This window comes from Streptomyces sp. PL-29 (genome assembly GCF_058344425.1).
The window spans coordinates 4,613,805-4,636,094 of sequence record NZ_CP136996.1 but is presented as its reverse complement, the minus strand read 5'-3'; the positions used below and the strand labels follow the sequence as shown (position 1 = coordinate 4,636,094).

22 protein-coding genes are annotated in these 22,290 nt (G+C 70.8%); 2 read left to right on the top strand and 20 right to left on the bottom strand.

The window, feature by feature from the left end; all coding sequences use genetic code 11:
* Positions 1-42: 42 nt before the first annotated feature.
* Positions 43-1,029: a GNAT family N-acetyltransferase gene (locus R4Z63_RS21505; protein ID WP_384454355.1), complete on the top strand. Its 987-nt coding sequence runs from the start codon at positions 43-45 to the stop codon at positions 1,027-1,029.
* 65 nt (positions 1,030-1,094) lie between these two features.
* Positions 1,095-1,820 carry a transglutaminase family protein gene (locus R4Z63_RS21500; protein ID WP_078556213.1) on the top strand — a complete coding sequence of 242 codons (726 nt, stop codon included), beginning with the start codon at positions 1,095-1,097 and terminating at the stop codon, positions 1,818-1,820.
* A gap of 101 nt (positions 1,821-1,921) precedes the next feature.
* On the opposite strand, the gene R4Z63_RS21495 is transcribed toward R4Z63_RS21500, so the two are convergent.
* The 20 genes from R4Z63_RS21495 to R4Z63_RS21400 all read right to left on the bottom strand — a co-directional run bounded on the left by R4Z63_RS21495 (position 1,922) and on the right by R4Z63_RS21400 (position 22,179).
* Positions 1,922-3,949: a peptidoglycan binding domain-containing protein gene (locus R4Z63_RS21495; RefSeq protein ID WP_491522576.1), complete on the bottom strand. Its 2,028-nt coding sequence runs from the start codon at positions 3,947-3,949 to the stop codon at positions 1,922-1,924.
* A 217-nt stretch (positions 3,950-4,166) separates the two neighbouring features.
* Positions 4,167-4,538, bottom strand: coding sequence for a DUF6113 family protein (locus tag R4Z63_RS21490; protein WP_384454350.1), 372 nt, complete (start codon positions 4,536-4,538; stop codon positions 4,167-4,169).
* Entirely contained in the window at positions 4,535-5,431 is an 897-nt protein-coding gene (mshB, locus tag R4Z63_RS21485; protein ID WP_384454347.1) for an N-acetyl-1-D-myo-inositol-2-amino-2-deoxy-alpha-D-glucopyranoside deacetylase, read from the bottom strand. The genes R4Z63_RS21490 and mshB overlap by 4 nt, the downstream gene beginning before the upstream one ends.
* 72 nt (positions 5,432-5,503) lie before the next feature.
* Positions 5,504-5,698: a hypothetical protein gene (locus R4Z63_RS21480; RefSeq protein WP_030036986.1), complete on the bottom strand. Its 195-nt coding sequence runs from the start codon at positions 5,696-5,698 to the stop codon at positions 5,504-5,506.
* A gap of 359 nt (positions 5,699-6,057) precedes the next feature.
* Positions 6,058-7,122 (bottom strand): ABC transporter ATP-binding protein, encoded by a 1,065-nt coding sequence (locus R4Z63_RS21475; protein ID WP_384454343.1) that lies wholly within the window; start codon positions 7,120-7,122, stop codon positions 6,058-6,060.
* Entirely contained in the window at positions 7,115-8,098 is a 984-nt protein-coding gene (locus R4Z63_RS21470; RefSeq protein ID WP_384454340.1) for an ABC transporter ATP-binding protein, read from the bottom strand. Before R4Z63_RS21470 ends, R4Z63_RS21475 begins: the two co-directional genes overlap by 8 nt.
* Positions 8,099-8,110: 12 nt before the next feature.
* Positions 8,111-9,037, bottom strand: coding sequence for an ABC transporter permease (locus R4Z63_RS21465; RefSeq protein ID WP_172671296.1), 927 nt, complete (start codon positions 9,035-9,037; stop codon positions 8,111-8,113).
* An 85-nt stretch (positions 9,038-9,122) separates the two neighbouring features.
* Positions 9,123-10,046, bottom strand: coding sequence for an ABC transporter permease (locus R4Z63_RS21460; RefSeq protein WP_037919505.1), 924 nt, complete (start codon positions 10,044-10,046; stop codon positions 9,123-9,125).
* A 70-nt stretch (positions 10,047-10,116) separates the two neighbouring features.
* The gene (locus R4Z63_RS21455; RefSeq protein WP_037919503.1) at positions 10,117-11,745 is read right to left on the bottom strand and encodes a peptide ABC transporter substrate-binding protein; all 1,629 of its coding nucleotides are present in this window, start codon (positions 11,743-11,745) and stop codon (positions 10,117-10,119) included.
* Between the two features lie 477 nt (positions 11,746-12,222).
* Positions 12,223-13,191, bottom strand: coding sequence for a DUF2690 domain-containing protein (locus R4Z63_RS21450; protein ID WP_384454336.1), 969 nt, complete (start codon positions 13,189-13,191; stop codon positions 12,223-12,225).
* 136 nt (positions 13,192-13,327) lie between these two features.
* Entirely contained in the window at positions 13,328-14,227 is a 900-nt protein-coding gene (locus R4Z63_RS21445; RefSeq protein ID WP_384454333.1) for a peptidoglycan-binding domain-containing protein, read from the bottom strand.
* A gap of 89 nt (positions 14,228-14,316) precedes the next feature.
* Complete coding sequence (locus R4Z63_RS21440; RefSeq protein ID WP_384454330.1) at positions 14,317-15,327, bottom strand: peptidoglycan-binding domain-containing protein; 1,011 nt, start codon at positions 15,325-15,327, stop codon at positions 14,317-14,319.
* A 52-nt stretch (positions 15,328-15,379) separates the two neighbouring features.
* Positions 15,380-16,453 (bottom strand): peptidoglycan recognition protein family protein, encoded by a 1,074-nt coding sequence (locus R4Z63_RS21435; protein WP_384454327.1) that lies wholly within the window; start codon positions 16,451-16,453, stop codon positions 15,380-15,382.
* A gap of 17 nt (positions 16,454-16,470) precedes the next feature.
* Positions 16,471-16,884: a DUF2690 domain-containing protein gene (locus tag R4Z63_RS21430; protein WP_384454324.1), complete on the bottom strand. Its 414-nt coding sequence runs from the start codon at positions 16,882-16,884 to the stop codon at positions 16,471-16,473.
* Positions 16,885-16,887: 3 nt separating this feature from the next.
* Complete coding sequence (locus R4Z63_RS21425) at positions 16,888-17,313, bottom strand: DUF2690 domain-containing protein (protein ID WP_384454321.1); 426 nt, start codon at positions 17,311-17,313, stop codon at positions 16,888-16,890.
* Positions 17,314-17,400: 87 nt separating this feature from the next.
* A complete protein-coding gene (locus tag R4Z63_RS21420; RefSeq protein WP_384454318.1) occupies positions 17,401-17,820 on the bottom strand; it encodes a DUF2690 domain-containing protein in 420 nt (139 codons plus the stop codon).
* Between the two features lie 339 nt (positions 17,821-18,159).
* The gene (locus tag R4Z63_RS21415) at positions 18,160-19,212 is read right to left on the bottom strand and encodes an ABC transporter ATP-binding protein (protein WP_037919501.1); all 1,053 of its coding nucleotides are present in this window, start codon (positions 19,210-19,212) and stop codon (positions 18,160-18,162) included.
* A complete protein-coding gene (locus R4Z63_RS21410; protein WP_078556152.1) occupies positions 19,205-20,296 on the bottom strand; it encodes an ABC transporter ATP-binding protein in 1,092 nt (363 codons plus the stop codon). Before R4Z63_RS21410 ends, R4Z63_RS21415 begins: the two co-directional genes overlap by 8 nt.
* Positions 20,297-20,305: 9 nt before the next feature.
* Positions 20,306-21,229: an ABC transporter permease gene (locus R4Z63_RS21405; protein ID WP_384452955.1), complete on the bottom strand. Its 924-nt coding sequence runs from the start codon at positions 21,227-21,229 to the stop codon at positions 20,306-20,308.
* A 23-nt stretch (positions 21,230-21,252) separates the two neighbouring features.
* Positions 21,253-22,179 (bottom strand): ABC transporter permease, encoded by a 927-nt coding sequence (locus R4Z63_RS21400; protein ID WP_037919497.1) that lies wholly within the window; start codon positions 22,177-22,179, stop codon positions 21,253-21,255.
* Positions 22,180-22,290: the final 111 nt, after the last annotated feature.

Below are 22,290 nucleotides of genomic sequence, written 5' to 3'. Positions count from 1 at the left end.
CCGTTCCCGGGCACGATCCGAACAGGAGGGGCGGACAGAGCTGTGGAAATCACTGCTGGAGGGCTGCTGGAGGTCCGAATCACCCCGGCTGACGTGGGTAAACGTGTCTCTGTACGACGGGTGGAGACCGGACTGAGCGGATCACCCGAGTTCACGGACACGGTCGGCGTTCTCACATCCTGGGATCAGGGTGTGCTGCTGATCACAAAGAAGAACGGACAGTCCGTCCGCATCCCGGAATCCTCGCTGGTGGCGGGCAAGACCGTACCCGCGGCGCCGGCCCGGCGGCGGGGGCCGGCAGCCTCCTTCGAGGAGCTGACGAGGGTCTCGGCGCGGGCCTGGCAGCCTCTGGAGAGCGAGTCGCTGGGCGGGTGGACGCTGCGGGCCGCCGCCGGGTTCACCCGGCGGGCCAACTCCGTACTGCCGCTCGGCGACCCGGGGACACCGCTGGACGATGCACTCGCGCGAGTGACCTCCTGGTATGCGGCGCGAGGACTTCCGGCCTATGTGCAGGCCGCCACCGGGGCCGCCGGCACGCAGGAGCTGCTCTGCGCCGAGCTGGAGCGCCGGAACTGGGTGCCCGAGGCATCGGCGGAGGTACGGATCGGGGCGCTGGCCCCGGTGGGTGACATGGACGCGCCCGCGAGCGGGGCCGTGGCCCTGACCCGTGTCCCGGACGGGGAGTGGCTCGGGCGCTACGGCAGGGTCTCCGACCCGGACGTGGCCCGGCGGGTGCTGGTGGAGGGGCCGTCGGTCTGGTTCGCCTCGCTGTACGGCGGGCGGGCGATCGGCCGGTGCGTGGTGGACGGCCGGTGGGCCGGCTTCGCGGCGGTGACGGTCGATCCGCGGCACCGGCGGGAAGGACTCGCGACGGCGGTGATGGCCGCCCTGGCCCGGCGCGCGCTGGAAGAGGGCGCCTCGGCGGCGTGGCTGCAGGTCGAGACGGACAATCCGGGGGCGCTGACCCTCTACGACCGGCTGGGGTTCGCGACGCACCACACCTACCACCACTTCCGGGCGGCCTCGTGAGCACGCAGGCCCGGCGGGAGCAGTTCGCGGCGGAGGCCCGGGCGGAGCGGCCCGATCTGGCGCTGATGTGCCTGCTGCTGGCGGCGGAGGCGGATCCCGAACTGGACGAACGCGTCATGGACTGGGCGCAGATCGAACTGGACCGGCTGGCCGGGATGCTGCCGTACGGCCTGCGCGGCGGGCAGGCGTGGGCGTCTGCGGTGACGGAACTGCTGGGCGGACGCCTCGGTTTCCACGGCACCCCGGCGGACTACGAGCGGCTTGCGTCCTCGCTGCTGCACGAGGTGCTGCGGCGCCGGCGCGGCCTGCCGATCCTGCTGTCGGTGGTGTGGCTGGAGGTCGCCCGGCGGGCGGGCGCGCCGGTGTACGGGCTGGGGCTGCCGGGTCACTTCGTGGTGGGCTTCGGCGACCCGGAGGAGAACGTGGTGGTGGACCCGTTCGCGGCCGGCGCCTCCCTGGGCACTGGTCCGGCGGAGCTGGCGGCGGGTCCCCGTACCCCGGCCAGGACGCTGGACATCGTGCTGCGGATCCTGACCAATATCCGGGCGTGGGCCTCGACCCGCCCGGAGCAGTCGGGCGTGGCCCTGTGGGCGCTGGAGCTGTCGCTGCTGCTGCCGTCGCACCCGGCGTCGCTGCGCTACGAGCGGGCGCGGCTGCTGGTGGAGCGGGGTTCCTTCCGGGAGGGCGCGGCGGAGCTGGAGGCGTACGCAGAGGTGGTGTCGGTGGTGGACACCGGCGCTGCGGCCCGCATCCACGCCGAGGCCGTCTCGGCCCGCGCCCTGCTGAACTGACCCACGACGGGGCGGTGCGTGCCGGATCCCGGACACCGTGCGGCGGACCCGACGGTGCCCCCGCCCGGAAGTGGTGGACGGGGGCACCCCGGTGCCGTGGTTCAGCTCGGGTTGGTGTCGATGACCACGGTCCGCTCCGCCGTGGTCTTGCCGCGCAGGGCCTTGCCGAGCGCGCCGGCGACGTCCTGCGGGGTGACCGCCGTCCTGGCGCCGGTGCCGCGGGTGATCAGGACGCCGTCGAAGGTGTTGCCGTAGGTCGCCCTGAGGGCCTCCAGGTCGAACCGCTCCGTGAGACGGCCGTCCACGGGCTGCATGCTGAGGATCTTGGGCAGCGACAGCTTGCCGAACGCGATGGACTTGGTGCCCGCCTTGACCGTGGCGTTGGCGGACATCGCCGGCTCGGCGAACTCCTTCATCGCTCGGTCGAGTTCGGCCTGGCCCACGACCGGTTCCCGAGTGACCGTCGGCAGTTCCACGACGGCCGCCCTGCCGGTGCCGACCTGGTCGCGGAACGCCTTGGTGACGAGGTCGACGGATCCGTCCACGTCCAGGGCGGTGCCCGCCTTGCCGGGGACGGCGACGGCCTTGCCGCCGTCGAACGTGATCGTGCCCTCGGTGACGGAACCAGCCGTACCTGCGAGCTCCTGGAGCGCGACCTGGAGCTTCTCCTCGTCGACGGGCATCACGGCGTCGGCGACCCGCTCGTTGCCGAGGAGCGAGCCGATGACCGTCACGGGGTTGTAGTCACTGCCCGCCGCGTTGCGGACGGTGGTCTGGGCGTCCAGGGTCAGGCCGGCTTTGTCGGGCTTCAGCTCGACCGGCTTGCCTCCGACGCTCAGCTGCAGGGGGGCCGCGGCACGGGTGCCGAAGGCGGTCTGGAGCTTCGCGACGGCGTCGTCGCGGCTGCCGCTGATGTCGACGCCGAGGACGGTGGTGCCCTTGGGGACGTCGGAGTGGTTCAGGAGCAGTCCGGCGCCGTAGGCCACGCCGATGAGCGCCACGATGCCGCCGCCGACCAGGACCAGCTTGGAGCGGCCCTTCTTGGCGGGCTTCGCGGCGGCCTTCCCCTCCGCGGGCTGCGCGGGCCGCGGGGCGGCCGGCGCGGGCGCCGGGGGCGGCAGCGGGCCGTCCAGGTCGGGGCCGGGCCAGCCCGCGGCCTGCGCGGCAGACGGGGCGGCGGGGCCGGAGCCGGAGCCGGGGCCGCCGGTGGTGGGGCCGACGGGACCGGCGGACTGGCGGTCGTAAACGGGGAACGCCTCGGTGGACGGGCCGCCGTCGCTCTGGCCGGTCCCGTACGGCGGGAGGCCCTGGGCGGCTCCACCGCCGGGGCCGCCGGACATCGGGGCCGCCGGGGCGGGCGCCTGCGGCGGGGCGTAGCCGGAACCGTACTCGGGGACGGGCGGCGGCGGAGTACGCGGCGGCGCGTACCCGGCGTCGGGCGCCGGCGGGGCGTACCCGGCCTCGGACGCCGGCGGGGCCTGTACGTGCGGCGCGGGCGGGAAGCCGGCTCCGCGCGCGGGCCGCGGGGCCGGTGTCGCGCCGGGCGGCGGGGTCGGCGTCGCGCCGGGCACCCGCTTGGCGAGCGGCGGCGGGGCGGCCTGCGGCATCTGCGCGGCGGCGGGCGCCGCGGGTGCGGGCGCGGGGGTGGGAGGCTTGCGCGGCGCGAACCAGTTGCTCGCGGCGGGTTCCTCGGCCTGCGCCGGAGCCGGAGCCGGGTCCGGCGCTGCCTCGACACGGGTCGGCCGGGGCCCCGGCCGCTGTGCGAGCGGCGGCTTGTCCTGCGGCTCGGGCCCCTGCTCCGGCTCCTGGGCGGGGTGCGTTCCGCCGCCGGACGTGCCGGAGTTGGTGCCCATCGACTTGCGCACGACCACCGGGGGGATGGGCCGCGAGCCGGGGATGTTGATCCGGATCCGGGTCGTCAGGGTCGTCTCGGTCTTGGGCCCGTCGGATTCGGGCGTGGACGGATTCGAGGTCACAGCGTTCTCCTCCGGGGCGGTCGCCGCGCCAGACCCGGGTGGCACAGTCGTCGACGGGTACTGGCCGGTTCCGTACGGCGGTGTACCCGAGGGGTAAGCGGCTCCACCGTGCCCCTTGGGCCCGGAGGACGAACTGTCGGTTTCACGACTCAAGGCAGGTTCTCCCGGTTGGCTCCGCCGCCCGTCATACCGTGCGCGGGCAGCTCGGCGGCCCGTCCACCATACTGGCCGCCGCCCGCCCGCAACTGTCCGCGGTGAATCAGGGGTTCCACACGGGGCCCGCCAAACCCCCCTGAAACACCCCGGCAGGCCCCGACCGCCCGCCTCGGCCGGACTCCCTACGGGGTCCGACACCACGTCACTTGACGGGCTATCCGGCCGAAATCCGCCGATCCGGCGAAAGGGTGACCGTGGCACACATCACAGCCACCACCGCTCCCCCCAAAAGGTAGGCGTACATGCCGATTCCGGACGAACTGAGCAGGAAGTCCCCCTCGGGGCGCGGGACGGTGAGCATCACGTAGGTGAGGAACCAGCCGGCCGCGGCCGCGCCCACCCCGAGGCCCGCCCCCAGGGCGATCCGGCCGCCGAGGAACAGCCCGAAGAGGGCCAGCAGCGCGAGCAGCAGCCCGCCGGGGAACCACAGGTCCACGACGAGCCAGCCGGCCGCTCCGGTCAGCACGCCCAGGACCAGCAGGCCCAGGCACCCGGCGATCCGGCCCGCCGTCAGGGTGCCGGTCACGCCTCCACCCCCGCGAAGAGGTCGTGTTCGCGCTCGCCCGCCGCCGTACCCGGCCGGCCCTCGACCAGTTCGTAGTACTCGCGCGCGAACAGCGGCTGTGCCAGGTCGTTGGAGAGCGCGAAGAAGGACCCGTCCACGGCGATCTGCGTGGCGTGGGCGCGCATGGCGGCCGTCTTGGCGGCCACGAGGGCCTCGTCGGCGTCGATCTCGGCGGTGATCCGCTCGTCGTCGACGACCCCCGGCACGTCCGCGGGCGAGGCCAGCCCCGGGAAGGACACCGCGGGCCCGGCGGCATCCAGCCGGGCGAAGCCCTCCTCGACCACCGAGAGCGGAACCCGGTTCCAGTAGATCTTCCCGATGGTGTGGGGGTCCCCGAGGTCGCGCCGGTACGCGGTCTCCGCGGCCAGTTCGGCGGCGCGCATGGCGACCCGGTGGGCCTGGATGTGGTCCGGGTGCCCGTAGCCGCCGTTCGGGTCGTAGGTGACGAGCACCTGCGGGCGCAGTTCGCGGATCACCTCCACGAGGTACCCGGCGGCCTCGTCCACGTCGGCGGACCAGAAGGACTCGGGGCGGCGGTTCTGCGGGGCGCCCATCATCCCGGAGTCGCGGTAGCGGCCGGGGCCGCCGAGGAACCGGTGGTCATGGACGCCCAGTTCGGACATGGCGGCGGCGAGCTCGCCGATCCGGTGGGCGCCGAGGGTGTCGTCGCGGTCGGCCGCCAGGTGGGCGAGGCCGGGCGGGATGACCTCGCCCTCCTCGCCCAGGGTGCAGGTCACCAACGCGACGTGGGCGCCCTGGGCCGCGTACTTGGCCATGGTGACGCCGTTGTTGATCGACTCGTCGTCGGGGTGCGCGTGCACGAAGAGCAGACGACGGGCGGGAAGACCGTTCATGGCCCTAGCGTAGGGGGTTCCCCGCGCCGCCCCCGGCCCGCCCGCTCCGCCCGGCGGGGCCCGGGACCGACCCTAGAACTTGATGCCGCTGATCATGCTCGCCACGTTCGAGGTGAGCTGGCTGAGGGTCGGGGCGATGGTGGAACTCGCCAGATAGAAACCGAGCAGCACACAGACCACCGCGTGCCCTGCCTTCAGGCCCGCCCGGCGGACCAGCAGGAAAACGATGATCGCCAGCAGCACCACGGCAGAGATCGAGAGTGCCACGGCGTTTCACCTCCACGTCGAGCGGACATCGGTACGCGCATTCGTGCTCGGCGAGAGTCATACCCACCGTGCGCTACGGATCATAACTATCCGTGCCAGCGCATCGATCGAAATCCGGCAGCACGAGGGGCGCATGCCGCGCACGGCCGGGGTCACGGAGAGGCCGGCCGGGGAACGACTGCGCCCCCCGGCCGGCTGTCGGCACCCGCACGGCCGCACAACACCCAGGCTGCATGCCCCAGATCTCGGGGCAGAAACGGTCAAGTTGCCCGCAGGTAAACCGCCTTGGAGAAAGGCGGCTGCTCCCGCGGCAGCACGCGAGGGGTGGCCGGAAATCGTCGGTCGGTGGGTAAACCGTCTCAGCCCGCGGCCTGTCCCCCCGGTGCGTCGCGCTCGTCCGGCGGCAGGCCCGGGACCACCCGCTTCTCCGCCGCGAAGTGGCACGCCGAAGGGTGCGCCGCCGGTCCGGAGGCGAACACCTCCGGAACGGCGAGCAGCGGGACCTCCACCGTGCAGCGGTCCTGGGCCTTCCAGCAGCGGGTGCGGAAGCGACAGCCCGACGGCGGGTTGGCCGGCGACGGGACGTCACCGGTGAGGATGATGCGCTCGCGGTGGGCGCGGGCCTGCGGGTCCGGCACCGGCACGGCCGAAAGCAGCGCCTGCGTGTACGGGTGGGTCGGGTGCTCGTAGATCTGGCTGTCGGAGCCGATCTCCACGATCCGGCCGAGGTACATGACGCCGACCCGGTCGGAGATGTGTCGGACGATCGAGAGGTCGTGCGCGATGAAGACATAGGACAGGTTGAATTCGTCCTGGAGCTTCTCCAGCAGGTTGACGACCTGCGCCTGGACGGAGACGTCCAGGGCGGAGACCGGCTCGTCGGCGACGATCACCTCGGGCCGGAGGGCCAGGCCGCGGGCGATGCCGATGCGCTGGCGCTGACCGCCGGAGAACTGGTGCGGGTACCGGTTGATGTACTCCGGGTTCAGGCCCACGACGTCCAGGAGCTCCTGGACCTTGCGGCGCCGGTCGCCCTTCGGGGCCACCTCGGGGTGGATCTCGTACGGCTCCCCGATGATGTCGCCGACCGTCATGCGCGGGTTCAGCGAGGTGTACGGGTCCTGGAACACCATCTGGATGTTGCGGCGGACGGCCTTCAGCGCGCGACCCGAGAGCCGGCTGATGTCCTCGCCCTTGTACGCGATCGAACCCGCGGTCGGCCGTTCCAGGTTGACCAGCATCTTGGCGACGGTGGACTTGCCGCAGCCGGACTCTCCCACGATGCCCAGGGTCTCACCGGCCCGCAGTCCGAAGGAGACCCCGTCGACCGCCTTGACCGCGCCCACCTGCTTCTTGAACAGGATGCCCTGGGTCAGCGGGTAGTGCTTGACCAGGTCCGTCACTTCGAGGAGGGACTCAGCCATGGAGGCACTCCTTCCAGAAGTGGCAGGCGCTGGCCCTGGCCACGGGCGACTCCGTCACCGGGTACAGCGGCGGGACGTCACTGCGGCAGACCTCCTGGGCCATCGGGCAGCGCGGGTTGAAGGCGCAGCCGCGCGGGATGCGGAGCAGGTTGGGCGGCAGGCCCTTGATCGCGTACAGCTCCTGGCCCTTCTGGTCCAGGCGCGGGATCGAGTCCAGCAGACCCCGGGTGTACGGGTGCGCCGGCGACCGGTAGATCTCGTGGACGGGCGCCGCCTCCACGATCCGGCCCGCGTACATGACCGCGATCTTGTCCGCGACGTCGGCGACCACGCCGAGGTCGTGGGTGATCAGGATCAGACCCATGTTGAGCTCCCGCTGGAGCTCGGCCAGCAGGTCCATCACCTGGGCCTGGACGGTGACGTCCAGGGCCGTCGTCGGCTCGTCGGCGATGATCAGCGAGGGCTCCAGGGCCAGCGCCATGGCGATCATGATGCGCTGGCGCATACCGCCGGAGAACTGGTGCGGGTAGTCCCCCACCCGTTGTCCCGCCGCCGGGATCCTGACCCGGTCCATCAGCTCGACCGCCTTGGCCCGGGCGTCCTTGCGGGACATCCCCCGGTGGACCTCGTACATCTCGCCGAGCTGCTTGCCGACGGTCAGCACCGGGTTCAGGGAGGACAGCGCGTCCTGGAAGATCATCGCCATCTCGGCGCCGCGGATCCTGCGCCGCTCGTCCTCCTTCATCTTCAGCAGGTCGCGGCCCTTGAACAGGATCTCCCCGCCGGCGACACGGCCCGGCGGAACGTCCAGGATCCCCATCACCGCCTGGGCGGTCACGGACTTGCCGGACCCGGACTCGCCGAGCACGGCCAGGGTCTCGCCCTCGTCCACCGCGTAGTCGACGCCGTTGACCGCCTTCGCGACTCCGTCGCGCGTCGTGAATTCCACGTGCAGGTCGCGGACTTCCAGCAGCATGTGCGGCACTCCTCAGCGCAGCTTGGGGTCGAGGGCGTCGCGCACCGCGTCGCCGAGCATGATGAAGGCGAGCACCGTGATGCTCAGCGCGCCCGCGGGCCACAGCAGCATGTGCGGGGCGTTGCGGATCTGCGAGGCCGCATTGGAGATGTCGATGCCCCAGGAGACCGTGGGCGGGCGCAGGCCGACGCCGAGGAAGGACAGGGTCGCCTCCAGGGCGATGTACGTGCCGAGCGCGATCGTGGCGACGACGATGACGGGCGCGACGGCGTTGGGCGCCACGTGCCGCAGCAGCATCCGGGCGTTCCCGGCGCCCAGGGCCCTGGCGGCCTGGACGTAGTCGTTCTGCTTGGCGGTGATCACCGAGCCGCGGGCGATGCGGGCGATCTGCGGCCAGCCCAGCAGCACGATGAATCCGACCACGGGCCAGACGGTGGTACTGGTGACGACCGACAGGAAGACCAGCCCGCCGAGGACGACCGGGATGCCGAAGAAGATGTCGGCAACCCGGGAGAGCAGGGAGTCCCCCCAGCCGCCGAAGAAGCCGGCGAGGCCGCCGAGGGCGGAGCCGAGCAGGGCGGCGCCGAGGGTGGCGCAGACGCCCACGGTGATGGAGGCGCGGGCTCCGTAGACGGTGCGGGTGTAGACGTCGCAGCCCTGGGTGTCGTAGCCGAAGGGGTGGCCGGGGGCGGAGCCCTGTTGGGACTTGGAGAGGTCGCACTGCAGGGGGTCGCCGCTCGCGATGAGCTGCGGCCAGATCGAGATGACGACGAGGAAGAGGATCAGAGCTGCCGAGATGACGAAGACGGGATTGCGGCGCAGCTGGTGCCAGGCGTCGGACCACAGGGAGCGGGCCCGCTCGCCGGGGCCGGCGGCGCCCGGTCCGGCGTTCTTCTCGATGCCTTCGACGCTCTCGGCCTCGTCCAGTGCGAGATCCATGGGTCCCCCCTGGCCGGTGGGCGCGACCGCCTCCTTCGGGCGGGGGCCCACCGGGTCGTAGCCGCCGGGTTCGGGGCGCTCGGGATCAGGCATAACGGATCCTCGGGTCCAGGACCGCGTAGAGCAGGTCGACGAGCAGGTTCGCCAGCAGGAAGACGATGACGAGGATGGTCACGAAGCCGACGACCGTGGGCGAGTTGTTGCGCAGGATGCCCTGGTAGAGCTGGTATCCGACACCGTGGATGTTGAAGATCCGCTCGGTGACGATGGCGCCGCCCATCAGGGCACCGATGTCGGTCCCGATGAAGGTGACGACCGGGATCAGGGAGTTGCGCAGCAGGTGGCGGGTGACGACCCGGCTGCGGGGCAGGCCCTTGGCGGTGGCGGTGCGTACGTAGTCGGCCCTGACGTTCTCGGCGATGGAGGTGCGGGACAGGCGCGTGACGTAGGCGAGGGAGACCAGCGCGAGGACGATGCCGGGCAGGATCAGCTCGTTCAGCGGTGCGTCCGGGGAGACGGTGGGCCTCACCCAGCCCCATTTGACGCCGAAGAGGTACTGGAGCAGGTAGCCGGTGACGAAGGTGGGCACCGAGATGACCACGAGGGTGAGCACCAGCACGGAGGTGTCGACGGTCTTGCCTCGGCGCAGTCCGCTGACCACGCCGAGGGTGATGCCGATGACGATCTCGAAGAAGATCGCGACGAGGGTCAGGCGCAGGGTGACGGGGAAGGCGCTGGCCATCAGCTCGGTGACGGACTGTCCGTTGAAGGCGGTGCCGAAGTCGCCCTGGAAGATCTGGCCCATGTAGTGGAGGTACTGCTTCCACAGGGGCTGGTCGAGGTAGAGGTCCTTGCGGATGCGTGCGGCGGTGGCGGGGTCGGGGGCCTTGTCACCGAAGAGGGCCGCGACCGGGTCACCGAGCGCGTACACCATGAAGAAGATCAGGAACGTGCTGCCGATGAACACCGGGATCATCTGGAGCAGCCGCCGGATCACATAACGTCCCATGGAGTGCTCCATGCTGTTGGCGGGGCGCGGCGGGCCCCCGCGGGGCGGGGGCCCGGGATCCGGGTGGGGGTCAGTTCACCTTGATCTGGTCGTAGACCGGGACGCTGAACTGGTTGAGGGCCACGTCCTCAAGGCGCTCGGAGTAGCCGGCGCTGCCGTTCTGGTACCAGAGCGGGACGGACGGCATCTGCTCGGCGAGGATCTTCTCCGACTCCTGGAAGCTGGCGATCGCCTTGGCCGGGTCGTTCTCCCGGTTCGCCTGGTCGACGAGGGCGTCGAACTCCTTGTTGCTGAACTTCCCGTAGTTGGAGGAGGCGCCGGTGTAGTAGAGCGGCTGCAGGAAGTTCTGGATCAGCGGGTAGTCGGCTTGCCAGCCGGAGCGGAAGGGGCCGGTCAGCCGGTAGCTGCTCTGCTGGTTGCGGAAGTCGGCGAAGGTGCCGACCGGGTTGACCGTACAGACCGGGCCCTCCCCCAGCGCGTTGTTGACGCTGTTGCACACGGCGTCCATCCAGTCCCGGTGCGATCCGGTGTCCACGTTGGAGGTCAGCGTGACCTTGCCGCCGGGGAGCCCGCCGCCCTCCTGGATGAGCTTCTTGGCCTCGGCCGGGTCGTAGACGCAGGCGTCGCCGCAGGCCGTGGCGGAGAAGCCGCCCTTCTCGCCGAGGGCGGGTGAGGTCCAGTCCTTGGCGGGGGTCCGGGTCTCCCGGAAGATCTGCCGGGTGATCTCGTCCCGGTTGATGGCCCGCGAGATGCCCTGGCGGACCTTCTCCATGCCCGGCTTGTTCCACTGCGGGTCGTACAGCGGGAAGGTGAGCGTCTGGATGATGAGGGCCGGCTGGTTGATGTACCGGTCGCCGAGGTCGTTCTTGACGTTCTTCAGCTGCTGTGCGGGGACGTCGTCGACGAGGTCGAGGTTGCCGGAGATCAGGTCGGTGTAGGCGGTGTTGTTGTCGGTGTAGACCTTCAGATCCACGCCGCCGTTCTGCGCCTTGTCCTCACCGGGGTAGCCGTCCCACGTCCGCAGCTTCATGCCGGTGCCCTTGGTGTACGAGTCCACCGTGTACGGGCCGTTGCCGATCGGCTTGTCCAGCCAGCCGGCGCGGTCGGTGAAGAAGGCCTTGGGCAGCGGGGAGAAGGCCTGGTAGCCGAGGGTCTCCGGCCAGGTGGAGAACGTGTCCTTGAGGGCGACGGTGAAGGTCCTGGGGTCCTTGACCACCAGTCCGGACATCGTCGTGGCCTTGGGCTCCCCGGACGCCGGGTGCACGTCGTCGTAGCCGACGATGTCGGAGAAGAACGGCGAGTTGTTCTGCTTGTTGCGCACGTCCGCGCCGTAGTTCCAGGCGTCCACGAAGGACTGCGCGGTGACCGGCTCGTCGTTGCTGAACGTCCAGCCGTCCTTCAGCGTGACGGTGAAGTTCCGGCTGTCCGTCGTCTGGATGGACTCGGCGAGCATGTTCTTGGCCTCGCCGGTCTTGGGGTCGTAGCGCTTGAGGCCGCGGAAGAGCATGTCGAGGACCTTGCCGCCCTGCACCTCGTTGGTGTTGGCGGGCTCCAGCGGGTTCTGCGGGTCACCCCACGACGAGCTGATGATTCCCGCCTCGCCGCCTCCGCCGCTGTCGCTCCCGCCGCCGCAGGCCGTCGCCGCGAGGGCGACGGCCACCGCACATGCGGCCCATTTGGCGTGGGTGGCTCCGCGCATGGAGTGCCTCCTATGGCTCCCAAGACTCACTTAGGGGCCAATGTCACCCTATGAGGGGTGTCGCACACGCACGGTTGGACCGATTGCACCGGCGCGTCCCGCCCCTGTCACCCCTGGGGGTGCAAAGCCGGCTCCGCCGCGCCGACGCCGTGGTGCAGGGCCGTGCCGTGCGCCTCGGAGAGCGCGCGTGCGCCGGTGGCGTTGCGGGTGTCCACGCCGAGGCCAATGGTGTCGCGGCCGCGCGCCGCGTGGGCGGCGAAGCCGTGGCGCAGGTGTCCAGGTCCACGGCGCAGGCGTCGAGGTCGGACTCTGCGGTGCCGAGGTCGGTTTCGGGACGGCCGATCTCGATCATGTCCACGGCGTTGGGCGCAGCCCGGTTGTCGATGGCGTCCCCGGGACCGGCGGGCCGGACGGTGACGGTGCCCGCGTCACTCTCGGGCCCGGGATCCCGGGGTCGCAACCGGTGTGCGCAACAGGTCAGGGCAGGACCGACCCGAGGGGCGAGCACTCGGATTCCTGGTACCGGGGTATCTGACCGCAGATGATCACCGAGTCGGGTGGTGCGTCGGCGCTGACGGCCAGCATCCGGGTGTAGGTGTCGTTGTCCACGCGGATCGTGGCCGACTCCTCCCGGCCGCCCTTGTCCTTGATCGTGACGGAGTCCCCCACCGTCCCGTTCTCGATCCGGCCCCAGACGGCCCGGCAGGCGGCGCTGTAGCGGAGCTGGATCTTCAGCCCGCGCAGCCACGTCTCCCGGACCGTGGTGCCGTCCCAGTGGCAGTCCATCGCCTGGGGCTCGCGCCGCAGACAGGTGTCCGCGGAGCAGGCAGGAGGCCTCGGCGACGACGCCTGTGCTCCGGCCGCGGATCCGGAGGGCTGGGCGCCGGCCCGGCTGGAGTCGGCGGCCGCGCCGCCGCCGGGACCACCGCCGATGACAACGGTGGCGATGCTGCCCACCAGGGCCCCGGCGACGACGAGCGCCGCCGTCCGGGCATGGCTCCTCCACTCCCGTAGCCGCGGGGGGCGGGCCGAGGAGGCCTGCGGCGCCTGGGCGGTCGCGGGCACGTTCGCCGGCCCGGTCGTGGTCGCCGGCACCGAGGACCTGGGCGTGGACGCGGGCCGCGCGGCGTGTTCCGGCGCCGGGTGCGGGGCCGCCGCCTGCTGCTGCCGGGCCGCGCGGAACTCCTCGTACGCGGTGGCCTTCGCCAGCAGCGCGAGCAGGACGTCGGCGTCGGCTCCCGTGGCGGCCGCGAACTCCTCGACGGCGACCGTGGTCGGCAGCTGTTTGCCGTTGAGGAACCTCTCCCAGGAGGAACGGCTGTAGTGGGTCTTTTCGGCCAGCTTGCCGTAACTGAACCTGGCTTCCTCCTTCATCCCGCGCATTGCCTCCGCGAGCTGGTCTCTGAACGGCGGCGAGCCGCCGTCGCCCCCCTTGTCGACCACCATCTGGCGTACCTCGGTCCCCTGCTGATCCAATACTGCGTACTGAACGGGGAGGGTACATCGCCTCTGGAAACGACGGCCGGGGCACCCGAGTCGGACTCGGATGCCCCATAAATCCGTGCACTATTCAGCCAGTTGCTCAGTTGAGGAAGGTCACGTCCCAGTGGCTGCTCTCGCGGGCGTAGATGTTGCCCGAGGGCGCCGTGTAGAGCGCCGCGCCGTCCCCGCGGGTGCCGGTGCGCGGGAAGGTGGCGGTGATGTAGTTGCTCAGGCAGCCGGTGGGGCTGAAGTCGAGCTTGTAACCGTTCCAGTGGCTGTACGTGCCACCCGCGTGGCCGGTCTCCGAGCCGCCGGTGATGGTCAGCGCGCAGTTGGAGGCACGGCGCAGGGCGACCGCACCGTCGGCCGAGGCGCGGCGCAGACCGTCGAAGGAGGTGCAGCTGGTGCTGTTGCGGTTGGAGCAGTTGCCCGACGAGGTCCAGCCGATGCCCGCACCGTTGAAGATCGCGGCAGCCTGGGAGTGGGTCAGCACGGTGCTGGTACCACCGCCGCTGCCGGAGGAGCCGGTGACCAGAGCCTGCCAGGTATCGGGGCCGATGATGCCGTCGGCGTCCAGGCCCTTGGAGGACTGGAAGCTCTTCACCTTGGCGTCGGTGCCGTCACCGAAGGCGCCGTCCACGGCCAGTCCGTATCCATAGCGGTTGAGCTGGACCTGGGCCGCCTTGACGGCCGGGCCGTTCGCTCCCTTGCCGACCGTGACGATCAGCCTGGACCAGGTGTCGCCACCGACGATGCCGTCCACCGGCGACAGGCCGTTCGCGCTCTGGAACGCCTTCACCTTGGCCTCGGTGCCGTCGCCGAAGTCACCGTCGGCGCCGGTGCTGTGGCCGCGGGCGGTCAGCAGGTGCTGGATCGTCGTGACCTGGGCACCGGTGGCGCCCTTGCGGACCAGGGGCCAGTCGGCGGCCTGCGCGACGGGGGCGGTGAGCAGGCCTGCCACGAGGGCGGCCAGCAGGGTGGCGAATAGTGCGGCTGCCATGCCCGGGAGTCTTCTCATTGCGTGTTCCTCTTCCTCTTCCTCTTCCTCTGCTTCTGCTTCTGCTTCTGTGGGGATCTCGGACTGCGGCTTCAGCACTGGTAGTTGCTGTTCGGGTGGACCGGTTCGCAGTAGCGGATGTGCACGTGGTTGTCGTGGTTCGGGTACTGGACCGTCAGTCCCTCGGCGATCAGCTGGGGGTCGTTGAAGTAGACGAACTTGACGTGTCCGGGGGCGGCCGCACGCAGCGCCTTGACCAGCTCGCGCGTCGCGGCGCGGTCGTAGGAGGCGGACTCCCAGGTGATGCGGGAACCGGTGCACTGCGCCGAGTCCGTACGGGCCGGCCAGAGGTCGGCGTCGAGGCCCACCTGGTGGCTGGCGTGACCGTTGATGGACCCGCCGTGCTCGAAGGCGATGTCACCGACCGGCAGCTTGCCGTTGCCGGTGGCTGCGAACGTCCGGGCCGCTGCTTCGAGCTGGGCTACGGCGGCGGCCGTGCCCCAATCAGCGGAGGTGTTGCCGTCGGGGCTCTGGTTGCACAGGGTGCCCGCGGTGTAGTCGGCGTACTCGTAATGCCAGAGCAGGTTGGTCCACGTGCCCTGACCGACGATGCCGTCGGCGCCGAGGCCGGCGTGGCCCTGGAAGGTGCGGACGGCCGCGGCGGTGCCGGGGCCGAAGGCGCCGTCGACCGTCAGGCCGGCGCCGCGCTTGGCGTTGAGCAGGTACTGGACGGCCTTGACCGCCTCCCCGCTGTCGCCCTCGCGAACGGTGACGGCCAGGGCCTGCCAGGTGCTGGGGCCGACGACGCCGTCGACGTCCAGGCCTTTCGCCCTCTGGAACTCCCGTACGGCGGTGTCGGTGCCGACACCGAACACCCCGTCCGCCGTGAGGTTCTTGCCCTGCGCGCCCAGGAGGTACTGGAGAGCGACGACGTCCGAGCCGCGATTGCCCTTGCTCTGTGTCGGGACGAAGGCGCCGGGCAGCGCGTGGGCGGGTGCCCCCAGGCCGATCAGCAGCGATACGACGGCGGCGAGGAGGACCGCCCAGCGGGTGGCGGGCGTCCGGGAGCGTGGGGAGGCCGGTGGCCGGGTGGTCGACGGCATGACGGTGCACTTCTCCTGTCGGTGGGGGGTGAGGGGGCCGGGCTTACGGGGGTCAGCCGAGCAGCCGGCTGAAGGTGCGGGCGTCCGCGACGCCGTCCGCGGGAAGGCCGGCGGTGTTCTGGAAGACGGTCACCGCTGCCCCCGTCCCGGGCCCGAAGGCGCCGTCGACGCCGGTCGGGACGCCGCGCGCGGTGAGGAGGAGCTGTACGGCCTTCACCGCCTCGCCTCCGTCGCCCCGGCGGACGGGGGCGACGAGCTGGTGCCAGGTCTGGTTGCCCGCGTACCCGTCGGCGGTCGCGGTCACAAGGGTCTGGAAGTCGCGCACGGCCTTCTCGGTGGCCGGCCCGAACGCCCCGTCAGGGGTGATCGCCGCGCCCCGACCGACGAGCAGGTGCTGCAGCGCCCGCACCCGGTCGCCCGACTCGCCGATCCGCAGCAGCGGCCACACGGGGGCGGTGGCGTCGCCTCCGATGCGGGCTGCGACGTCGCGGCGCAGCCTGGGCAGCATCGCGTACAGCCGGTCCCCCGGGCAGGCGGTGGCGTTGAAGTCCCGGTGCCCGTAGATCTGGTAGGCCCGCAGTCCGTACTGGCGGCAGATGTGCGCGCACAGTTCGACCAGCGCCGCGTACTGGCTGCTGCCGGGCTCGACGGTGGTGTAGGTGCCCTCGTTCTCGATGCCGATGGCCACGGTGTTCTGGCCGGCGCAGTGGGCCGCCTCGACGGTGTGGGCGCCGTCTTGGAGCGCGGCCAGGCTGTTGTGTCGGCCCTCCATGACGTGGGCGCCGCGGCTGACGGTGAAGTGCTGGCCGGTGTCGATCCAGTGGTTCGTGTCCATGGCCCAGTTCTGCATGGACCGGGCGAGGGCGAACGCCTGGGCCTGTCCTGGGTCGGTGACGTTCGGCGTCGCCGTGTGGTGCACGATGATCTTCTGCGGCGGTACGGCGAGGATCTTGACGGGGCCGGCCGACGGGCGGGCGCCCCAGGCGGAACAGCCGGCGATCGCCGGCCCGGCGGCGGCCCGGGCCAGGCCGGCACCGCCGAGGGGGAACGCCGCGGCCGCACCGAGGGCGAGACCGCCCTTGAGCAGGGCACGGCGGTGGGGACGCGGTCCTGCGACCGGGTTCATGTGGAGTTCCTTCGCTGTCAGTACCAGTCGGTGCAGGAGTAGCCGAACGCGCGCTGCTCGCAGGCTTGGGCGGTGATGTCCAGGTCGTCGACCATCCGGGTGAACACCGTGCCGTTGCCGCCGTAGTACGTCGTGTACGAGGCGCCCCGAGAGTTGGCGACCTTGATGTCGGTGTCGAAGGAGGCGCCGGATGTCTTGCGGGCCCAGGCGGCCCTGCAGGAGGGGCTGTAGCGCAGTTCCACGCCCCAGCTCGCGGTCTTCACCGTGCGGGCGTCGTTCTGGCAGGTGGTGGTGGAGGGGTCCTTGCCGGTGCAGGTGCTGCCGAGGCAGGACGTCGCGGCGGACGCCGGGGTCGAGGCCATCAGCAGGCCCGACGCGGCGAGGGCGCATGCGGACGCGGTGGTGGCGAGCCTGCGCAGGAGGGGATTCACGGCCTAGTACCAGGCGGTGTAGGAGTACTGGGAGCCGCCGTTCTTGAAGCCGGCAGCGCGGGCCAGGACATCCTTGTCGTTCACCATGCGGGTGTAGACAGAGGCGCCGGTCGTGGAGACGGAGTAGGTGGCGCCCTGGTTGTTCTCGATCTGGATCTTCAGGGGCTCCGTCGTACCCCCGGCGCCCTGCCAACGGGCCCATGCGGCACGGCAGCTGGGGCTGTAGCGCAGTTCCACGTTGAGCCAGCCGTCCCAGTACACGGTCTTGGCGTCGTTCTGGCAGGTGGTGGTGGCCGGGTCCTTGCCGGTGCAGGTGCTACCGAGGCAGGACGTCGCGGCGGACGCCGGCGTGGAGGCGAACAGCAGACCGGAGGCGGCCAGGGCCAGGACCGAGCCGGTGGTGGCGAGTTTGCGGACGATGATGCTCAAGGAGAACTCCGTGGGCGGGTGTTGGGGTGGGGCGGGCGAGGGCGGGACGCCCTAGGGGGTGTCCGACGGATCAGGGTCGGACAGCCTCTAGTACCAGCTGGAGCAGGCGTAGCCGCCATCGTCGGTGGCGCAGGCGCGGGCGACGATGTCCTTGTCGTTCACCATGCGCGTCCAGACCGCGCCACCGCCGCCGCCGTTGAAGCGGGCACTGTAGGCGTTGCCCTGGGAGTTCTCGACCTTGATGGTGTGCACCCAGTTGGTGCCGCCCGGGTAACGCGCCCACGCGGCCCGGCAGGACGGGCTGTAGCGCAGCTCGGTGCCGAGGATGGAGCTCGCGACGGTCTTGGCGTCGTTCTGGCAGGTGGTGGTGGCCGGGTCCTTGCCGGTGCAGGTGCTACCCAGGCAGGACGTCGCGGCGGACGCCGGGGTCGAGGCCATGAACAGGCCCGACGCGGCCAGCACCAGCGCCGAACCGGCGGTGGCGAATCTGCGGGCGTACGTCTTCAAAGCGGCTCCCGTGTCGAGTGGGGGGGTGGCGGACGGTGTCCCGCCGTGGCAAACACTCCCAGGCCAGCGGCCCCGTCCCGCCCGTCCCGCCCGCCCCGGGACGGGCCCGCAGCGGCAATGGGACGGGCCGCCGGGACGTGGGACCCCCGCGCCGCACGCGGAAGGCACCCGTCCCGCGAGGAGGGCGCCTTCCCTGCGTACGGCCCGGCCCCCGCCCAGGGACGGGCGGGTGTCCCGCGCCCCGTTCTCCGGGACGGCAGCGCCCCGCGGCGCACGCAAAAGGGCCGGCCCCCGGCGCCGTGAGGCGCCGGGGGCCGGCCGTGGGGTCGAGCGGGTGCGTCAGACGGCCAGAATGGCCTTCTCCTCGGCGAAGTGGCACGCGGACTCGTGCGCCGCCAGGCTGTCGACGCCCTTGAAGCGCTCCGGGATCGCCAGCAGCGGCTCCTCGGTGGAGCACTTGTCCTGGGCCTTCCAGCAGCGGGTGCGGAAGCGGCAGCCCGACGGCGGGTTGGCCGGGGACGGGACGTCACCGGTGAGGATGATGCGCTCGCGGGACTCGCGGACCTCCGGGTCCGGGACCGGGACCGCCGACAGCAGCGCCTGGGTGTAGGGGTGCGTCGGGTGGTCGTAGATCTGCGCGTCGGTGCCGATCTCGGCCATCTTGCCGAGGTACATGACGCCGACCCGGTCGGAGATGTGCCGGACGATCGACAGGTCGTGCGCGATGAAGATGTAGGACAGGTTGAACTCGTCCTGGAGCTTCTCCATCAGGTTGATGACCTGCGCCTGCACCGACACGTCGAGCGCGGACACCGGCTCGTCGCAGATGATGATCTCCGGGTTGAGCGCGAGGCCGCGGGCGATGCCGATGCGCTGGCGCTGACCGCCGGAGAACTGGTGCGGGTACCGGTTGATGTACTCCGGGTTCAGGCCCACGACGTCCAGGAGCTCCTGGACCTTGCGGCGCCGGTCGCCCTTCGGGGCCACCTCGGGGTGGATCTCGAAGGTCTCCCCGATGATGTCGCCGACCGTCATGCGCGGGTTCAGCGAGGTGTACGGGTCCTGGAACACCATCTGGATGTTGCGGCGGACGGCCTTCAGCGCGCGCCCGGACAGCTTGGTGATGTCCTGGCCCTTGTAGAAGACCTCGCCCGCGGTGGCGCGCTCCAGGTTCATCAGGAGCTTGGCGACGGTGGACTTGCCGCAGCCGGACTCGCCCACGATGCCCAGGGTCTCGCCCTGGTACAGGTCGAAGGACACGCCGTCGACGGCCTTGACCGCGCCGACCTGCTTCTTGAACAGGATGCCCTGGGTGAGCGGGAAGTGCTTGACCAGGTTGCGGACCTGGAGGATCGGCTCGCGCTCGGTGTTCGTCTTGCTGAGCTCAGCCATGGATCTGGTCCTTCCAGAAGTGGCACGCGCTCCCGCGGCCGGGCAGTTCGGTGCCGTCCTGCTCGGTGACCGGGTGCAGGACCGGGATCTCCGTACGGCAGATGTCCTGCGCCTTGGGGCACCGGGGGCTGAAGGCACAGCCCGTCGGGATGCGGAGCAGGTTGGGCGGCAGGCCCTTGATCGCGTACAGCTCCTGGCCCTTCTGGTCCAGGCGCGGGATCGAGTCCAGCAGACCCCGGGTGTACGGGTGCGAGGGGCGCTTGTAGATCTCGTGGACCGGAGCGGTCTCGACGATCCGGCCGGCGTACATGACCGCGATCTTGTCCGCGACGTCGGCGACCACGCCGAGGTCGTGGGTGATCAGGATCAGACCCATGTTCATCTCGCGCTGGAGCTCCGCGAGCAGGTCCATGACCTGGGCCTGGACGGTCACGTCGAGAGCCGTGGTGGGCTCGTCGGCGATGATCAGGTCCGGCTCCAGGGCCAGCGCCATGGCGATCATGATGCGCTGGCGCATACCGCCGGAGAACTGGTGCGGGTAGTCGCCCACGCGCGCCTTCGCGGCGGGGATCTTCACGCGGTCCATGAGCTCGATGGCCTTGGCCTTCGAGTCCTTCTTGGACATGCCGCGGTGGACCCGGAACATCTCGCCGAGCTGGTCGCCCACCGAGTAGACCGGGTTCAGGGAGGACAGCGCGTCCTGGAAGATCATCGCCATCTTGTCGCCGCGGAGCTTGCGGCGCTCCTCGTCGGACATCTTGAGGATGTCCCTGCCGTGGAAGCGCACCTCGCCGCCCGCGACGCGCCCGGGCGGGCTGTCGAGGATGCCCATGATCGCCTGCGCGGTGACGGACTTGCCGGAGCCCGACTCGCCGAGCACGGCGAGGGTCTCGCCGGCGCTGACGCTGTAGCTCACGCCGTTGACGGCCTTGGCGACCCCGTCACGGGTCTTGAACTCGACCTGGAGGTTGTCCACCTCCAGCAGCGGCGTTGCGGACCCGCCGCCCGTCTCCGCAACGCTGAGAATCTCCGACGTCGTCACGCCGCCACCTTCGTCCTGCTTGCTGATGTTGTCTCGGAGCATCGGGCGGCCCTACCGCAGCTTCGGGTCGAGCGCGTCGCGCAGGCCGTCGCCGACGAAGGCGAAGCCGAGCACGGTGACGACGACGAAGAGGCTCGGGTACAGCCACAGGTAGTCGTGGACCCCGATGAAGGCCTGCCCGGCCGCCAGCATGTTGCCCCACTCCGGCACGTCGACCGGGACACCGGCGCCGAGGAACGAGAGCGCCGCGACACCGATGATCGTGGTACCGACGTTGAACGTCGCGTAGACCAGGACCGGGGTCAGCGAGTTGGGCAGGATGTGGGTGCGGACGATCCGGCCGCCGCTGGCGCCGAGCGCCTTGGCCGCGTGGACGTAGTCCATCTCGCGCACCGACAGGATCGAGCTGCGCAGCAGTCGGGAGACGGTCGCCCACGAGAAGACCGCGAGCGAGATGATCACCGGGGTGATGCCGCGACCGGTGACGAGGATGATGACGACGGCGCCGATCATCAGCGGGAACGCGAGGAAGACGTCCGCGACGCGCATGACGAGGGTGTCGGCGAAGCCGGCGAAGTAGCCGGCGATGGCGCCGAGGGTGACACCGATCAGCACGGCGAAGAAGATCGAGGCGAGGCCGACGAACATGGCCACACGGGTACCGGCGATGAGGCGCGAGAACATGTCGCGGCCCAGGGCGTCGGTGCCCATCCAGTGCGTGCCGTTGGGCGACGCGAGGGTGTTCTCCAGGTCCTGCGCACCGGGGTCGAACGGCGTGAACATGTTGCCGAAGATCGCGGTGATGAACAGCAGGCAGATGATCACGAGACCGACGACGGCCAGCTTGTTCTGGACGAAGCGGTGGCGGATCTCGCCCCACTGGGTGAGCTGCTTGGGGGTTGCTTCGGGGGCGGCCGGGGTGGCCGGCACGGGGCTCTCGTCCCCGATCGCCGGGCTCTTGACGAGCTCAGACATGAGGAAATCCTCCTTGGGGGCGGTCAGCTGAGGCGGATACGCGGGTCGAGGGCCGCGTACAGCAGGTCCACGATGAGGCTGAGGACGACGAAGATGGCGACGCTGTAGGTCACCACACCGATCACGATCGGGTTGTTCTGCTGCTGGATCGCCTGGACCAGTGCCAGACCGACACCGTCCCAGTTGAAGATCGCCTCGGTGATGAGCGCGCCACCGAGAAGTGCGCCGAACGAGATGCCCAGGTAGGTGACGACCGGGATGGAGGAATTGCGGAGCACGTGCTTGAAGAGCACGCGGCGGCGCGGAAGTCCCTTGGCCACGGCGGTCTTCACGTAGTCGGCGCGCAGCACCTCGAGCATCGTGCCGCGGGTGAGGCGGGCGACGAACGCGACGTCGGTGATGGCGAGGGTGATCGCGGGGAGGATCATGCCTTCGAGCTTGTCTCCACCGAGCTGCGGGAACCACTGGAGTTCGACCGCGAACCACTTCATGAGCAGCATGCCGATCACGAACGTGGGGAAGCCCACCGCCATGGTCGTAAAGAATGTCGTGGCCATGTCCAAGATGCTGTATCTATACAGGGCGGCAATGATGCCGACGCCCATACCGAACACCGTCACGAGGGCGATGGCCAGGAAGGCCAGCTTCGCGGTGTTCGCCAGCTTGGGGCCGAGGATCTCGGACACCTCGCGGCGCTGGATGAAGTCCTCGCCGAGGTCTCCGGTCGCGACCTTCGACACGTAGTTCACATACTGCTCGGGCAGCGACTTGTCGAGCCCGTACCGCGCCTTGAGCTCCGCGACCACCGCTGGGTCGCGTGCCTTGTCGCTGCCTGCGATCGAGCCCACGGGGTCACCGGGGAGAACGAACAGACAAGCGAACAGAACCATGGTCGCGCCTATGAGGACCACGACCATCTGCCCGAGGCGACGGGCGACGTACCTTCCCATGTTTGTGCCTCTCTACCTGGCCGCTTCTGGGAGCAGCGGCCTCCGGCCCGGTATACGGGCCGGCTCTCGGCCGGCGGGGATTGCCCGCGGATGTGAGGGGTGCCGAAGTAA

Coding starts and splice junctions, on each gene's coding strand:
- R4Z63_RS21475 (WP_384454343.1), bottom strand. CDS start 7,122: ATGGCTGAGTCCCTCCTCGAAGTGACGGACCTGGTCAAGCACTACCCG.
- R4Z63_RS21415 (WP_037919501.1), bottom strand. CDS start 19,212: ATGGCTGAGCTCAGCAAGACGAACACCGAGCGCGAGCCGATCCTCCAG.
- R4Z63_RS21500 (WP_078556213.1), top strand. CDS start 1,095: ATGTGCCTGCTGCTGGCGGCGGAGGCGGATCCCGAACTGGACGAACGC.
- R4Z63_RS21445 (WP_384454333.1), bottom strand. CDS start 14,227: ATGGCAGCCGCACTATTCGCCACCCTGCTGGCCGCCCTCGTGGCAGGC.
- mshB (WP_384454347.1), bottom strand. CDS start 5,431: ATGAACGGTCTTCCCGCCCGTCGTCTGCTCTTCGTGCACGCGCACCCC.
- R4Z63_RS21460 (WP_037919505.1), bottom strand. CDS start 10,046: ATGGGACGTTATGTGATCCGGCGGCTGCTCCAGATGATCCCGGTGTTC.
- R4Z63_RS21405 (WP_384452955.1), bottom strand. CDS start 21,229: ATGTCTGAGCTCGTCAAGAGCCCGGCGATCGGGGACGAGAGCCCCGTG.
- R4Z63_RS21410 (WP_078556152.1), bottom strand. CDS start 20,296: ATGCTCCGAGACAACATCAGCAAGCAGGACGAAGGTGGCGGCGTGACG.
- R4Z63_RS21465 (WP_172671296.1), bottom strand. CDS start 9,037: ATGGATCTCGCACTGGACGAGGCCGAGAGCGTCGAAGGCATCGAGAAG.
- R4Z63_RS21455 (WP_037919503.1), bottom strand. CDS start 11,745: ATGCGCGGAGCCACCCACGCCAAATGGGCCGCATGTGCGGTGGCCGTC.
- R4Z63_RS21440 (WP_384454330.1), bottom strand. CDS start 15,327: ATGCCGTCGACCACCCGGCCACCGGCCTCCCCACGCTCCCGGACGCCC.
- R4Z63_RS21450 (WP_384454336.1), bottom strand. CDS start 13,191: ATGGTGGTCGACAAGGGGGGCGACGGCGGCTCGCCGCCGTTCAGAGAC.
- R4Z63_RS21435 (WP_384454327.1), bottom strand. CDS start 16,453: ATGAACCCGGTCGCAGGACCGCGTCCCCACCGCCGTGCCCTGCTCAAG.
- R4Z63_RS21470 (WP_384454340.1), bottom strand. CDS start 8,098: ATGCTGCTGGAAGTCCGCGACCTGCACGTGGAATTCACGACGCGCGAC.
- R4Z63_RS21400 (WP_037919497.1), bottom strand. CDS start 22,179: ATGGGAAGGTACGTCGCCCGTCGCCTCGGGCAGATGGTCGTGGTCCTC.